This window comes from Ruegeria sp. C5, from assembly GCF_056537605.1.
In genome coordinates, this window is the sequence record NZ_JBQFRX010000011.1 from 1 (window position 1) to 15926 (window position 15926).

The following is a 15926-nucleotide window of genomic DNA, read 5'->3' on the forward strand; positions in this document are numbered from 1 at the left end:
CGATTGCGGCTTTGTCTTCAATTCCGTTTTCGATCTGTCCAAGGTCGATTACGCCTCGACCACCGAGGAAAGCCAGCATTTTTCCGGCACGTTCAACCGGTTTGCCCGCGAGCTGGCGACCGAGGTGGCCTCGCTTTATGATCTCAAGGGCAAGCGCACGCTGGAGATCGGCTGCGGCAAGGGCGAGTTCCTGCAGGAGCTGGCGGATCAGACCAGCACGATCGGTCTGGGCGTCGATCCCGGTTTCATCCCCGAACGCCTGCCCGGCGCGGATGGTCACGAGATCACCTTTCAGCGCGAATATTTCGATCCCGCCACCATTGCCGAGACCCCTGATTTCGTTGCCTGCCGTCACACGCTGGAACATATCCCCGAGGTCGGCCGGTTCATGAACGAGATCGCGCAGGTGATCGGCGAACGCTCGGATGTGGGTGTCTTCTTCGAGACCCCGGATGTGTACAGGGTGCTTGCGGAAGGCGCGTTCTGGGACATCTATTTCGAACATTGCTCGTATTTCACCCAAGGCAGCCATGCACGGCTGTTCCGGCGGGCCGGTTTCGATGTGACCAAGCTGTATCTGGCTTATGACGATCAATATATCATCCAGTATGCGGAGCCGGCAGCAAGCCGTCCGGTGTTGGCGCAAGAGGATGATCTGGACGCGGTGCGCGCCCTGGCTGCGGCCTTCCCGCAGAAAGTGGCCGAGATCCGCGCCCACTGGACCGATTTCGTGCGATCGCGCCATGGTGCGGGCAAGCGGGTGGCCATCTGGGGCGGTGGCTCGAAGGGTGTGTCCTTCCTGACCACCAATGATCTGGGGGCTGAGGTGGCGCAGGTCATCGACATCAACCCGTTCAAGCAGGGCAAATACCTGCCGGGCACCGGGCATCTGGTGTCCAGCCCTGAAAGCCTGAAAGACGCCCCGCCCGACACGGTGATTGTGATGAACCCGATCTACCTGCCTGAAATTGGCGCGCAACTGGCCGATATGGGCCTGAACCCGGAGCTTGTGGCGGTATGACCATAACCTTTCCCCTCTGCACCGCCGAGAACGCGCAAGACATCTTTCGGCTGGATCAGGTGCCGGTCATCTGCAACCAGCTCTGGCCTGATGCCGATGCCGCCCGCGCCGCCCCTGCCGGAACGGTGGATCTGAAGCTCTGCCCAGAAACCGGGTTCATCTGGAACGGTGCTTTTGATCCCGCGCGCATGGTCTATGCGCCGGGCTATGAGAACGCGCTGCATTTCTCGCCCAAATTCCAGGCCTTTGCCGAAGAGCTGGCCGCCGGTCTGGTGGACCGTCACGGCCTGAAAGGCAAACATGTGGTCGAGATCGGCTGCGGCGACGGGCATATGCTGGACCTGATGGCCAAATACGGCGTGGCCACCGCCACCGGGTTCGACCCCTCGATGGACGGTCAGCAGACCCCCTTTACCGCCCGCGACAATGTCGAGATTGTGGGTGAATATTTCCGCTCGGATCAGCTGGACCGGCCCTTTGATGCCATCCTCTGCCGTCATGTGCTGGAACATGTGGATGCGCCGGTGCCGCTGATGACCGATATCCGCCGCGCCATCGGGGATCGCGATGTACCGATCTATTTCGAGGTGCCAAATGCCGGATGGATGCTGGATGCGGTGTCCATGTGGGACGTGATCTATGAACATGTGGGCTATTGGAGCGCCCCTGCCATCACCACCCTGTTCCGCCGCACCGGGTTCGAGCCGATCTCGCTCAGCGCCGGGTATGGTGAGCAATTCCTGATGGTCGAGGCCCGGCCTGCCGCGCCCCAGCCGGATTATCTGGATCCCGGGGCCGCCGATATCGCCCGCGCCGCCCATGCCTTTGGCCAGGCCGCCACTGCGGAACTGGATCTCTGGCGCGACCGGCTGTCCGGGTTCGAGGGCAATGTGGTCATCTGGGGCGCGGGGTCCAAGGGGATCACATTCGCCAACGCCTTGGGCAACGCGGCCCGACCGCTGGCGGCGCTGGTCGATCTGAACACGCGCAAACACGGGCTGGTGGCCCCCGGCGTCGCCCTGCCGGTGATCGCCCCCGAGGCCCTGCCCGGTGTCAGCCCCGATCTGGTCCTGATCTCAAACGCGCTTTACGAGGCCGAGATCACCGAACAGGTGCGCAGCATGGGCCTGAATCCGGATTTCGCCGTCATCGCGGGATAGGACATGGCGGTCGAGCACAAGAATATCGCCATTTCCAAAAAACTGGTCGCGATCAATTCCCTCAGCTCGGTGGCCGCCAAAATCGTGAACTTCCTGGTGCTGATGTGGGTCTATCAGTACCTTCTGGCGCGCCTGCCTGCTGCGGAATTCGCGGTTCTGCCGGTGGTCACTTCGCTGATGGTCTTTGCGCCGCTGTTCTTCTCCTTCTTTTCGGGCGGGATCAGCCGCTACATTCTAGACGCCTATGCCAAGGGCGATTTCACCGAGGTTCGGCGAATCGTATCATCTCTGTTCCCGACATTGCTGCTGGCCAGCGCGGTTTTTGTCCCGGCCGGGCTGATCTTTGCCGCCAATATCGAAAAGGTATTCAATATCATCCCCGAGATGGTCTGGGATGCGCGCCTGATGCTAACCCTGCTGGTCACCAGCTTTGCGGCGCAGATGGTCATCATCCCGTTCAGCACCGCTTATCTGGTACGACAGCGCTACGTAGAACTGAAATCGCTTGAGATCGCCCGAGACCTGCTGCGCGCGGCGCTAGTCGTGGTTTTGCTTCTGATGATCGACGCTTCGGTGCTTTGGGTTGTGGTCTCGACATTCGTCTCCGAAGTGGTCTTTACAACGGTTGTCCTGCTGCGATCGTTCAAACTGGTCCCCGAATTGCGGGTGCAGCGGGGGCTGTTCAGCCCAGCCAAAGCGCGCGAACTGATTTCCTTTGGAATGTGGACCACGGTCGGACGGTTGGGGGCGATCATGTACACCAATGCAGCAACGTTGCTGCTGAACCTCTATGGCACCCCGATCGGCGTTACTAGTTACCATATTGGCGCGACTATTTTCAGCCAGATGCAGAGTACAGTCAGCCTAGCTGCCTCACCGTTGCAACCCGCAATCACGGCAATGAATGCGCTGCAGGATAGCCAGAGATTGGCTTCGACGGTGCTGCGAGGAGGGCGCTATGCGCTCTGGGCCTCGATGGCCATTGCAACACCCCTATCAATTTACGCGGATATCTTCATCAATCTTTATCTTGGCTCAAAATATGCCGAAGCGAGCATGGTCATCATACTCTTCATGATCATTTTCCCATTCTCGCACGCTACAGTGCTATTGCCTATCACTTCAACGGCAATGGCCAAGGTACGTGAATTCTGCTTACCGGCTTTCCTGTTCCAACTAGCAGGGCTTTTCCTGATGCTGATCTTTCTCAAAGTCTTCGGTTTTGGTGCCATCGGTGTGGCTGCGGCGCTGACACTGATCACAATATTTGCCCAACTGACCTATTTCTGGAGTTTTTGTCTGAAGCTAATCGATGTCCCATTCGGACAATTTGCCCGGAGCGTGCTGGTGCGGGGCCTCATGCCCGCCGCCTGTGGTGCGGTTGTCTGGGCAGGGTTGAGACTAATTCGGGTACCCGAGGGCTGGGTTGAGTTGTTTTCCTACAGTTTCGCAGGTGGGGCGGTGTATCTGATCATATTGTACAGTTGGGGGTTAGACCAAAAAGAACGCCAGCAACTAGGAAAGATTCTACGACGCTCGTGATGATGCCATAATCTGGGTTTAAGAGAGCAACCAAAGGAGCTTCTGCACCGGGCCTGCTTCTAGGAGAAAATGTAATGAGTACAGTTTTTATTGGATTGCCCGTCTATAATGGCGAGAATTTTCTCGAGACCGCTTTACAAAGCCTCGTGGACCAAACCTATACTGATTTTCACGTCCTGATTTCCGACAATGCTTCGACTGATCGAACCGAAAAGATCTGCCGCCGCTTCGCAGAAAACGACCACCGGATCACTTACTATCGACAGGAAAAGAATCTAGGGGCGGCAGGTAACTTTAATTTCTGTGTCGAACGGGCTCACGGGACTTACTTCAAATGGATGGCTCACGACGACGGCTGCGAACCGGAATATCTAGAACGATGCGTCCACATACTTGAACAAGATGCCGGGGCTGTTTTGGTTCAGGCTCGCGCCAAGTGTATTGATGACACTGGCGCTGTAACAGGCAGCTATACACGAGAATGGAATTTCAATTCACCCGACCCGGTGACTCGGTTTTCACGAGCTATGGCCCTTAATCATTCCTGTTTGACCGTCTTCGGAGTGATGCGACTGGATGTACTTAAAAACACGCCAGCGATTGCCCCCTTTGTAGGTTCAGACCGGGCCCTTCTAGCAGAACTCGCCCTGAATGGCCGACTGGAATATGTACCCGATGAGTTGTTTTTATGGCGCGATCACAAAAACCGATCAGTGCGCATCACCAGCCGAAAACACCTAGCTACTTGGTTCGATTCAAGCACAAACAGCGTAATCCCGACACTCTATGCTCAACAATTCTGGGCTCATCAAAAGGCGATATCCCGCACGGAGCTTCCACTAAAGTCCAAAGTGAAAGCTGTTGTGATGACGTTTCGCTGGGCGGTACAGTATCATAAAATCTGGATACGAGACTTACGATCTCTGGGTGGGCTTATTTTACGCCGTCGCACTTCGTGACTTGACTTGGCTGGAATAGGTTAGTCAAACCAGATTGGGAGTGTCAGAAGGAAAACGTCATAATGGCGGCTGAAACATCAGCACAGGCACCAAGTCAATCTAATTCAAGAACTGACGTGGTCGCAAATTCACATCCACGGCTATTATGGCCTGTGCGTCTCTTTCTCATATCTCTGACGCTTCCATTTTTTCTACAATTGGGCCCGATTCAACTTTTTCCATATAGAATTATTTTGCTCGTCACGTTCATTCCATCCTTTCTATTTTGGCTTCGAGGTCGAGCTGGCCCTATACGAGTTGCTGATATAGCTCTCATTTCAATGTGCTTGTGGGGCGTATTGAGCTTTTTCAAGATTCACGGCGCCAACGTAGCTTTGGAAGCAGGTGGCATCGCATTCCTAGAAACAATGGGAGCCTATTTACTTGCCCGGTGCTGTATTTCGAGTGCTGACGATTTCTACGCGTTGGTACGATTTCTGTTTAGGCTGGTGGCGCTACTACTGCCTTTTGCCGTGTATGAGACAATAACATCTACAAATATCTTGCTGGAAATAGCCAACAAGATTGGCAGTTCACATGATACTGTTCCAAAAGAACCACGCTGGGGATTTGATCGAGTGCAAGCTATCTTCTCTCACCCAATCCTGTTTGGAATATTCTGTGGCAGCACCCCAGCATTGGTATTCTACGTACTTGGCTATGGATCGAAGACCATGAGTCGGATCTACAAAACAACTCTTGTGACGTTCACTGCCATTTTATCATTGTCATCGGGGCCACTTACATCTCTTGTTGCACAGATCTTGCTGATTGGCTGGGATAAAGCCCTGGCCTCTATAAAAAGTAAGTGGCAACTTCTGTCCGGCGGAATCTTGTCAATAGTTGTAGCAATTGAGATTGCTGCAAATCGATCTACCCCAGAAATTTTCATCTCCTATTTTGCATTTAATACCAGCACAGCGACAAATCGAATAAGGATTTGGAAGTTTGGGACAATGTCGGTTGAAAACCATCCTTTTTTTGGGATCGGTAGAAATGATTGGGTACGCCCATACTGGATGAGTTCAAGTATGGACATGTTTTGGTTAGTACCGGCTGTGCGTCATGGATTACCTTCCGCACTTCTACTGCAGCTTGCTTTTTGGTCTCTTTTTCTTTTGGTAGCGTTCAAAAAAAATTTACCGCGCAGGATATCAGAGTATCGAAAAGGGTACTTAATTTGCTTGGTTGGGTTCTACCTAGGGGGCTGGACCGTCCACTATTGGAAAGATATTTATGTGATGTTTATTTTCCTCTTAGGCAGTGGTGCTTGGTTCTTAAATGAAAAAAGCGAACAAAGCCGCTGCGATCCGACTCCGAGCGATCCGATAAACCCGAGAAACAAACTCAGACAGTCAAAATATGAATCCGCTGGAAAGTCCCAAGCTTCAAATCAAGCAACAGCCAATAAATCGAGGGACAGGTCAAAAATCCTGTATTCCAGGTTTCGGCCTAATGAACAAAAAAAAACCAAGAATTTCGATTAAATTTGTTAAGAGGTAATTTCACTTATGCGACGTGACCACTCTGAGTTAGCTGCAGAAAATCATAAAGCCCGTGAGGTGCATAAAGTAGCCTCCAAATTCTGGAGCAGACAATGAATTTTACTGTTTCTGTAATACTGCCAACTTATAATCGATCCCAGAGCTTAAAAGCAGCCAGTGAAAGCGTATTATCACAGTCTTTTAGAAATTTAGAGTTGATAATTGTCGATGACGCGTCCAGCGAAGACATAATGTCAATTGTCGAATCATTGAATGACGATAGGGTGCGTTATGTGCGACATGAGAATAATGAAGGAGCTTCCACGGCTCGAAATACAGGTTTAGCCTTGGCCAAAGGTGATTTTTTTGCCTTCCAAGATAGTGACGATCTTTGGCTGCCCGGAAAACTCGCTAAACAATTAGCCTTGTTCGAAAAACTTCCTGAAGAAGTCGGTGTAGTATTTGGATCAAAGATACTCTATGGGCGAGATTCTGAGCACAATTACGGACCTGGAAAGGTTACCTGCGCGCCCCCGCCGCAGCGGTGCCTAAAACTTACCGAAGACCAAGTTAAGAGATTCTTAGAAGAAAACCGAATTAGCTTGCAGAATGCGATGTTTCGCAGGAATTGCTTTCCAAATATACGATGGTTCGATCCTTGTGCAAAGGCCAACGCAGACTGGGAGTTTACGTCAAGATTGGCGCAGCACACCCTCATTTATGAAGACACCGAGCCCGTCGTGGTTGCCTTTATTTCTGAAGACAGTATCTCAAAAAACCCCCGTAAAAAAGGCCTTGGCCTCATTAGAATAATAAAGAAAAATAAATCTGTTTTGGAGACATACCCTGACACCTATGCGAAAAACCTATTTAGTCTTTCCGGCATAATGTGGCGCTTGGGGAAAAGAAAAACTGCACGGGGGATTTTGCTTCTTTCTGTTCGCAAGCACCTCCGCACAAGCCTTTCCTTGGCGGTTCAAAAATTTATTAAGTTACTACGCTCTCGGGTGTCATTATTTCTATTCAGAGCATAAACTTTTTTACGTTTTTTGCGGCACAGCCCCTGGGTCTTAACCCTGGCTTCGTGCCCCTTAGGGTCTGAACCGGTAGGGGCAGGATGGTACGCTAAGCTGGATTGGCTATCGTTTTAGCCACCTGTACTCGCCGGTCAACAGAATATGCGCCTATGCGGCGGTCAGGCTGGTCATGAGTTAACTTTCACCTTTGGTGACACACGCGCCGCGCGCTGTTTCTCCGCAAGCCGCTCTATCTCTAATGCACTGGTAAAAGATCGCTCATGCGCGGCGTCGGAATAGTCTTCGAACAATTGGCTTAACACATGGATCTCGAACTTCATGGCCTCAATCTGATCCTCGGTGCGCTTGGTGAGCCGCAATTTTCTGGCATTGGCGGCACGGTCAACTGGTTGAGGTTGTTCGCCATACCGACCAGCTGAGCCAAGTGCTCTTTGAATTACTGGGTTCGAAACTCTTCTTTTGACCGAATACCAAAGGCTACGCGGATACAGACAGCACCAGTCCGGTCACATTGCGCAGCTGCATAACTTTTCCGTATTGCTTGAGGAACGCCAATTCGTCCTAATAAAGCGCATGGTTGTCGTGACTGATTTAGGTACGCCTTTTGATATCGGTGCTTTCTCCACGATCAGAAATCGTGCGTGGCTTCGCCACACCGCGCGTATGTAGATTCATTTTTAAGTTGAAATGATAGCCGACTGCAATTCCAAAAGATTGTCGATAGCACAATCTGTATTATCCCGCAAAGTAAGCATAGGATGTGGACGGTCTGTAGCACGAGGCACGACCGTTTGCCACCGGCCGATCACCAACTGCCGCATGGCGTCCAGCCCCTGGCAAATGCCCTTATGCTGTCGCCGTTTGGTCGCCGGGCGTTGCCACTTGGCACGCGGCATTTTACTTTTTGGCGGCTGCCATATGGCACGAGGCAAATGTCTGCTGGTAATAGTAATTTGGCTTTCTAGGTGGTTGGTGCTTGATGATTGCTTAGAAAAGCAAGAGCGTTGGGATCAGCGCGGGTGACGGGTCGCGCGATAACTTGCAATCGCGAGCCCGGTGGTGGCGCGCCTCTACGTGGTGTGGCTTTCGGGCGCAGACCCGGAGGCCAAATTGAAAATCTATGCCGCTGTAAACTCCAAGGGCGAGCCTAGCATGACCGCTACGATGGCTATGGCCGTTGCAGACATGATGCTGTGCCCATCGGCAGAATACAAGCCCATCATGGTCACTTACAGATCCTGTGAAGCGACATAGCAGCAAATCGGCAGAACCACGGACCCGAAAGAGAAATTCCGCATCATGTTTACCCGCCAGTCCATCGCGTAGTCAGCCGGTACTCAAAAGGGCAAACAGGCTTTGGAAAAGCAGTTCACCTGCATTGGCGGCATTGCGGATGCCGCCGCGATGGATTTGAGCAAACGAAAACAAACCGAACCTGCGGCTGAGCCAAAGCCTGACCTTGCCAAAGAGAAAAAGATTGAACAGGTGGAAGGCAAAGCGCTGACCGCAATACCCAAAAAGTCTAAGCCACCCCCTTGATCATTCCAATGACCTGCTCCTCGCTAAATCTGTGTCTCATAGTCCATCTTTGCTTGGATGGATCACCAACTTCTAAATGCCTGATTTCAGGGAGCCGAGTCGCTCACTGTCATTCCCCAGTCAAAGCTTCTACTGTAAATGGACGAAAATCGTTTTCTGTTAAGTTACGCTCGCTAACACGCCCCTCTGGGTGAGATAGTAATGACTGGCCGAATGCGAATTCTGCACCACGCATTCCAATAGCTTCTAACAAAGTAGGTGCGACATCAAAGTGACTGGCTGGACCGTCGCGAACTTCACCTGTGCGAGAGGGGTCTATAATCATGAAAAAAATACGCCTGTCCAATTCAGAAAGCAGCTCCTTAGCTTTGCCTTGGATCAACAAATGATCCGACATCAAAGCAATTATTGTGTTCTCTGCATTGTTTGACTTCTGTATGTGGCGAATAAACTCAGAGACGAGTTGATCGGAACAATGCAACGCTTCCAACATTAAGAGTGCGTTATCCCCTAATGACTTACACGACGGTGAAGGCGTTCCGTATGGATGGTGAGTGTCAAGGGTCAACACAGTTAAGAGAAATGGCGCGTCGGCACTGTTAAGGCCATCAAACAACCTGGTGGCATGTTTAAAAAGGTCGGCATCGTACATGCCCCAGCTGTGCCCAGCAGAGTTAGGCAGTTCGTCAATGCCTAAGACACTATCGTAACCATTGTCGCGGAAGAAATGACGCTTTCCGGCAAAATCCAGCGATGCGCCACCAATATATGCGGTGCGGTATCCGGCACGCGTCATATACTCACCAAGACATGTTATTTCTTTGAAGGGATTATCTACTTCGTTCAAGATACTGTTGCCATGGCGCTGACTCAGCAAGGGAACACCGCATTGACTACTTACAATGCCGCCAATCGTCCAGCTAGTCCCAGGGTATTGACGTACATCGGTAAAGACTACAGCTGCATCACGGCGCAAAGCGCTAAGCTGTGGTAGAAGGCTAGGAAACACCGTTTCATCGAAATAGGTCTGCTCCATGCTTTCCAAGTAAATTAAAACTAAGTTCTTCGGCTGATCAATCTCAATCGAAACGGGTGCAGACCGCAGCTTGAGCGCTTTGATTTCAGCTTCCAACCGTAACGACGTTTGTGCCACCGTGCGATGATGTGCTGTAAAGGCCGAGATTGGATAATTAACCCCAAAACATAAAATCAAACTGCATACGAGAAACGCTCGCATAAAATTCTTAGAGGTTCGATTTAATAATTGGCTTATAATGTTGGGGGCGCTCGTAATCCACCATATAAGAAATGGGCCTAAAACTATATAAATAAATAAGACTAATAAACGAAGGGTATCGGTTTGCCATGCAATTCTCAAAGTAGTGAGATCCATGTGTGAGAAGAACGCATCATTGAAAGGTGTTCCTTGTATTATAAATGACACCGTAAGTGAAAGATTTATAAAGGTAAAAATGGTCACCAAACCCGCTATCGCAGCGCGAACAACGTTGCGTGTTTCAGTCATCCCTGCAACAAAAAGCGTCATAAAGGTGACAGACGCCGCCCACTCTAATCCGCTCTGCCTTGCTGCGGGCCCTAAGTTAACAACAGGGCCGATTACTATTATTGCAGGCAAAGCGATGTATAAAAACAATAGAAACAGCTTGGTCAAAGATCTTTCTCGTACAAATGTTACCGGAGACACCAAAATTTGGTACTACACGGCATGAATCTAAGTCTTTTGAAGGATAGATTTCAAGGAGAATTGAAAACAACTCCCTCAGGCGAAACAGCTTTCTTGCATATTTTTAGAGGAAAGGCTCTAGGGTCAGGACCTATTTATCTTCGCTATGCTGCGTGTTTCGTCGCATCCAAAACAGGCGGTGAACATGTCTGACCTTTTCTAGCTGAGCGGCGGGCAGATGTCACGTTTGGAATCTTTTCCTCAAGTCAAATGGCTAGCCTCGTGTGTATGGTGGGTGAGTATTATTTTCATCAATCGCAACAGTTTATGATGGTCCAACGCACCGAAAGAGTGCAGCCCACATAAGATCTTCCAAAACCGTTGGTAACGGTGAAGCAATAAAGGCATCTTCGCTGGGATACTGATGAGTTTGGCTGCGTATCGAGATCATGCTTAGCAGACTGAAGGATTGGCGACATGTCGCTACCCGATACGACAGATATCCACAGATCCGCCTGTCAACCATCGCTCTCTCAGTTCTTGCCATCTAATGGTCATGAGTCCTGAGCCTAAATTCGCAAAACAATCACGGCACCACAAAGAGGTTGTTTCCGATTTGTCGCAAATTGCAACCCTGGCAGAGCCAAGCACACGTCATTCGAAAGCGAAAAGGTAGAGTAGTTTAATTTTGAGGAAGCATCGCCGCTTCAGTTCAAATAGCAACCTGTCCAGCAGGGCAAGCCAAAATAGTGGATATGTAAGGCTACATCCAAACTTGACGCTCACAATAAAACGGAAGTGTATAGTATCACTCTATGATAAATGAGCCGAAGCGTTGACATGAAGCTCATCAATCGCCGCTGTCCTCAACGTCAGATTTTAGGAACAAATGTATAGCACTAGACTTTAAAGGAACACGGCATCATGTTTTCATCAAATGTGACCGGACAGGAGTCCTTTGATTAATGATTGGCGTAATTATTGTAACGTTTCGATCCGCAGATGTGATTGTAGGTTGTTTAGACAGCCTGAAAAAATCGAACCATTTTAATCTTCGAATTGTGGTCTGTGACAACAACTCATCAGATCAGACTGTTGACGTGATCCGCGATTGGGCAGTGCAAAACGCACTTCATTTGGCGGAAGCAACACCTGCTAGTGAGGACAATCAGGGAACTGTTACCTTATTACACACTGGTGGTAATCTGGGCTTTGCGGGCGGTGTTAATGCGGGGTTGAGCTTTCTTCTGAAAGATCCTGACATTGATCTATTCTGGATACTCAACCCAGATTGTGAAGCACTTCCTGACACTGCTGAGCACTATGCACGATGTGCGTCCGAAACAGAGTCATTCTCAATTATGGGCGGACGTATCTTTCACCACGAACCTTGCCCACGGCGCATTCAGTCTGATGGTGGCCGCATCTCTCGTTGGTCTGGGATTTGTCATAACGTCAACTCAGGAAAACTAGAAGATGAGGCCGCATTTCCCAGTGCAGAGGAGATCGACTACATTTCAGGAGCCAACATGTTGGTTTCCCGTGATTTTATACATCAAGTTGGTTTATTGGAAGAAAACTATTTTTTGTATTATGAAGAAGTAGACTGGGCAGTACGACGCGGAACTCTATCCTTGGTCTTATGTCCAGAGGCTAGAGTTCTCCATCATGGTGGCACATCCATTGGATCAGGCACATTGGCGCGGCGACCGAACCCATTTTCAGAGTACTTTAACAACCGCAATCGAATGCGTTTTATGCGCCGGTTTCGGTATATGGCGCTGCCAGTTTCTTGGTTGATTTCGATGTCACGCGTTGGGAAATTGATTCTGATTGGCTCATGGCATGAAGCTTGGGCCGCATTTTGTGGTTTGAATGGCTTAACGCCCCCAAGGGAAATAAGAAGCACTATTGCGCCGGAAGATCAGAAACGTGCATTTTCCAAGACTCGCATTCACTGATATGTTTTACTAATCCTCCCCCACTGAAGTGGTCCGCTTTTATATTCAGGAAAACTGAGGAACCACATGGCCGGATGATGGCAGGGATCGCACAGTTTGAACGTGACTTGCTCAGCCAGCGCGAAATCCAGTCTGGCAGCCACTCGTGCACGCGGAAAGAAAATCGGTCGACAGCCGGGTAAACGCCAAAAAACTGACAAACTCACCCTGCATGTCATCCAAGCCGTTGCTGATAGACGATCATATCGCTGGATTGCTCGATATCTGGATATTTTCAAATACACCGTAGCGGAAATCATAATGCAGCATAGGCAGGCTCAATGATAGAAAGGAAGAACGATGGCAGAACAAGTGGTTTGGTTGCGACTCCGCTTTCTGAAGGACAAACGCGTGAGCCAAACTGAAGAAGAGAAAAGAGCTGAGTTTAGGCACGCGTCGCTCGAATAAATGACGTCCAGGAAGGAGCGTCACGAGAATGGGAAAGTTATTTCGCGACGGGAGCGTTGGAAAACGCCGATCCACTTGTAAAATCCTATCATGCCTATATCCAGACCTTGATGGAGCAATTGTAAAAAGGCCGCCGCCATCCCGAACATGATCGCGCAGTCAAGGTGTAGCAAAGCTACATTGGTCCCTAGGTTTAGGATACATTGCTAAATCACCCCCCTGCCCGCTTGCGCACCCAACCCAGAAACGCGGCATCCGGCTTCCGCAACCGTGGCGTGCCTGACCGGACCCAGACCCCGCGCCATTCCGCTTCCAGCCCGTAGACATCAACACCGGGCATGAGACGGCGCGCCTCCTTCAGGGTTTCCGCATCCAATACCGGCGGAGGCATGTCCGGCTCAATCAGCCCTGCACGCGGAGTAAACCGGATCAGATCCCCCGGATTCTCGCGCATTTCGTAATCGGGCAAGTGGTCCGCCTCGATCATATCGCGGAGCATCTTTCGGAAAACACGCCGCGGCGACGCGCTGCCTGACTTCTTCAAAAGCGTGTCCACCGAAACCGCCCAACCAGGCTGACGCCCGCAATGTTTGCGCGCCAACTCGTAAATCCTCCGTTCCAGAGGTTTACGCAGACGAAAGTAATCACGCGACAGCGTAAGCACGGATTTCGACAACACCGCCCGATATAACCAATCAGACAGGGTCACCGCCACACTGACCATCCGGCCTCCGCGGGTTTTGCGCACAATCTCCCAGCTTTCGATCAAACCGAAACCCCTGGTGGTCTCTTCCTCTCCGGTGACGATGTTGGTGGTGATGCGAGTGCCCGCCAACCGCTCAAAAGCCTCGCGCAGCCGCCGGTAGGCGTCACCACTGGTCTCACGGTTGGTTGCCACCAGCAAATCATGCGCCTTCAGCTGCAGCGTTCGGCTAACCGTACGCCCGGCGTTGATCGCCGCCATAAGCTGACTGATGCAGAAAATCAGGATGTCTTTGTCATGAATCGTCGCCAGCCCTTTGATCGACGGCGTCACCGTGATTTGCACGCCGTTGTGCTGGTATTCCAGAATGCGTCGATCCGGACGGGTCGCCAGCGAGAACAGCGGGTGCTCCATACTGGCGAGATCATCCTTGGGAATCGCATCGAAAACATCGCAGACGAAGAAATCGCCCTGCTGCCTGCGGTCTGGAAGAAGCCCTCCGACCGTATCTGTGACTGCCCTGCCCATGGCCCTCTTTCCTGCAGCTCTCTTTCGGAGCCTTCGTGTCGAACTGCTATCCGACTCGTTTTTTCGTGGTTTTAGTGACACCTATCGTAGAGTTATCCACAAGTCCGCACAACGGGGGTTCAGAGTCACCAGATCGGGGGATCGGAGTCATTCTATCGGGGTTTCAGAGTCAGTATGTAAAGAAAAAGGTAGATCAGTTACCTGATTTTTAAAGATAATTTCTGGTCAATGAGGACCCTATAACTATAATTAACACAAAAATAACTTAAAAAGAAAATCCACAGCATCCTAAAATGCGCTATATTCGCACCATTACCCCCTTATTTTGCTTAGAAAAATCGACGTTGTGCGCATTTCTCTTTCATGTGCTGTGTTTTTGCGTATTATGGGAAAAAGGCGATACATCAGGCGGTAATCATCATGGCTAAGGATGGAACTTCCCCTCCCCCCTATTTCAATATTGATCCAGATTCCGCGCTTGCCGATTTGGACTTACCCACAGGCTCAGAGGGTTTTGAATCCATCGCTCAAGCCTGCGCTCAAGGTCGAGCCGATCTTGCGAGTCGAGGTTTGAACGATGAGGGACATAAGTCTTTACGCCTGTTTTCCACCTGGGAAATCACCCGCTATCTGATCCCTGTTGCCCAAGCGCATTTCCGCCGCGTCTTGAAGCAAAACCCTGATCTACCCCAAGGGCGATCCGAGACCGAAGGGGGGGCCAAGTGGTTCAGTCTGGAGGAGGTGTTGCGCCTGCGTGCGTTCTTCGGTGCGCAAGGTTCAAAGTCAAAGAACTACCTGCCGTATCGGCCGGAGAAACAGCCCGCCAAATTGGTTGCCGTGGCCAACTTCAAAGGTGGCGTAGGTAAAACATCCACTGCGGCGCATCTGGCGATGTCTGCGGCGCTTGATGGGTACAAAGTACTTGTCGTCGATCTCGACAGTCAGGGCTCAATGACTTCGATCTTCAGTGGTCACGTCGAAGATGAATGGCAAACAGCCTTTCCCTTGCTGGCCCGTCACTACGGTGAATATCTGCGCATAGAAAATCAGCGGCGCTTGGATCGCGGGGACCCGCCGCAGCCGCTCGACGACACATTGAGTGGGGCTTTGGAAATGACAGCCGAAGATGTCATCCAAAAAACCCACTGGCCCAATATCGATCTGATCGGAGCACAGCTGAACCTGTACTGGGCCGAGTTCCAGATCCCGGTCTGGCGCATGCAGGCGAGAGGGTGGAAACTTTGGGACGCTCTTAGCGACCGGTTAGCTGCAGATGGCGTGCTGGAGAACTATGATCTCGTTTTCATAGATACCCCCCCTGCCCTGGGCTATCTGACTATAAACGGCCTCTCGGCAGCCGATATTCTGCTGGTACCGCTTGGGGCCTCTTTTCTGGAGTTTGACTCTACAGGGCGGTTCTTCGACATGTTGCATTCGACATTTGCCAGCATAGAAGATGGTGAGAATGTTGCAGCCCGAGCCTTGGGGCGACCTGAAATGGCATTCGAATGGGATGCCGTCCGCGCGGTTATCACCCGATATGACGGAGCGCAGCAAGGGGAGCTTTCGGCTCTGATGCAGGCCTATCTGGGTAAAACGCTTTCTCCGCACCGACAGGATTTTACCGCCTTGATCGGGCAAGCTGGCGAACAGGTAAGCGGGATTTATGAAGCTGACTACCGCGATTTCAACCGTGAAACCTATGCTCGCGGTCGAGAAACATTCGACGCGACCTATGCTGCATTCAAGCGACTGTTGATCGGTGTATGGCGGCGGGATGAACTGGTAGCGCAACAGGCGGCAGAATAACGATCCCGGGACA

At 51.1% G+C, this 15926-nt stretch carries 11 protein-coding genes and 1 pseudogene; 10 read left to right on the forward strand and 2 right to left on the reverse strand.

The genetic code is table 11. The features are described from left to right. The 7 genes from ACR0AW_RS20680 to ACR0AW_RS20710 all read left to right on the forward strand — a co-directional run. Nucleotides 1-1021, forward strand: a 1021-nt coding sequence (locus tag ACR0AW_RS20680) for a class I SAM-dependent methyltransferase (protein WP_480776508.1), incomplete at its 5' end; no start/stop codon positions are given. After that, complete coding sequence (locus ACR0AW_RS20685; protein ID WP_170734190.1) at nucleotides 1018-2181, forward strand: class I SAM-dependent methyltransferase; 1164 nt, start codon at nucleotides 1018-1020, stop codon at nucleotides 2179-2181. The genes ACR0AW_RS20680 and ACR0AW_RS20685, both read left to right, overlap by 4 nt. Nucleotides 2182-2184: 3 nt before the next feature. Further along, nucleotides 2185-3723, forward strand: a complete 1539-nt coding sequence (locus ACR0AW_RS20690) for an MATE family efflux transporter (RefSeq protein WP_170734191.1) — start codon at nucleotides 2185-2187, stop codon at nucleotides 3721-3723. A gap of 74 nt (nucleotides 3724-3797) precedes the next feature. Further along, nucleotides 3798-4682 carry a glycosyltransferase family 2 protein gene (locus ACR0AW_RS20695; protein WP_170734192.1) on the forward strand — a complete coding sequence of 295 codons (885 nt, stop codon included), beginning with the start codon at nucleotides 3798-3800 and terminating at the stop codon, nucleotides 4680-4682. Between the two features lie 62 nt (nucleotides 4683-4744). Next, nucleotides 4745-6208, forward strand: a complete 1464-nt coding sequence (locus ACR0AW_RS20700; protein WP_170734193.1) for an O-antigen ligase family protein — start codon at nucleotides 4745-4747, stop codon at nucleotides 6206-6208. Nucleotides 6209-6318: 110 nt separating this feature from the next. Next, the gene (locus ACR0AW_RS20705) at nucleotides 6319-7239 is read left to right on the forward strand and encodes a glycosyltransferase family 2 protein (protein ID WP_170734194.1); all 921 of its coding nucleotides are present in this window, start codon (nucleotides 6319-6321) and stop codon (nucleotides 7237-7239) included. Between the two features lie 1113 nt (nucleotides 7240-8352). Further along, nucleotides 8353-8496 (forward strand): hypothetical protein, encoded by a 144-nt coding sequence (locus tag ACR0AW_RS20710; RefSeq protein ID WP_170776420.1) that lies wholly within the window; start codon nucleotides 8353-8355, stop codon nucleotides 8494-8496. 394 nt (nucleotides 8497-8890) lie between these two features. On the opposite strand, the gene ACR0AW_RS20715 is transcribed toward ACR0AW_RS20710, so the two are convergent. After that, nucleotides 8891-10453 (reverse strand): sulfatase-like hydrolase/transferase, encoded by a 1563-nt coding sequence (locus ACR0AW_RS20715; protein ID WP_170734196.1) that lies wholly within the window; start codon nucleotides 10451-10453, stop codon nucleotides 8891-8893. 449 nt (nucleotides 10454-10902) lie between these two features. On the opposite strand from ACR0AW_RS20715, the pseudogene ACR0AW_RS20720 reads away from it, so the two are divergent. Next, a pseudogene (locus tag ACR0AW_RS20720) lies at nucleotides 10903-11016 on the forward strand (IS5/IS1182 family transposase); the annotation flags it as partial. 414 nt (nucleotides 11017-11430) lie between these two features. After that, nucleotides 11431-12426: a glycosyltransferase family 2 protein gene (locus tag ACR0AW_RS20725; protein ID WP_170734197.1), complete on the forward strand. Its 996-nt coding sequence runs from the start codon at nucleotides 11431-11433 to the stop codon at nucleotides 12424-12426. A gap of 658 nt (nucleotides 12427-13084) precedes the next feature. Here ACR0AW_RS20725 and ACR0AW_RS20730 read toward each other — a convergent pair. Next, a complete protein-coding gene (locus ACR0AW_RS20730; protein WP_170734198.1) occupies nucleotides 13085-14104 on the reverse strand; it encodes a replication initiator protein A in 1020 nt (339 codons plus the stop codon). Nucleotides 14105-14524: 420 nt separating this feature from the next. Here ACR0AW_RS20730 and ACR0AW_RS20735 point away from each other — a divergent pair, with 420 nt between their 5' ends. After that, the gene (locus ACR0AW_RS20735) at nucleotides 14525-15913 is read left to right on the forward strand and encodes an AAA family ATPase (protein ID WP_170734199.1); all 1389 of its coding nucleotides are present in this window, start codon (nucleotides 14525-14527) and stop codon (nucleotides 15911-15913) included. Nucleotides 15914-15926 lie beyond the last annotated feature (13 nt).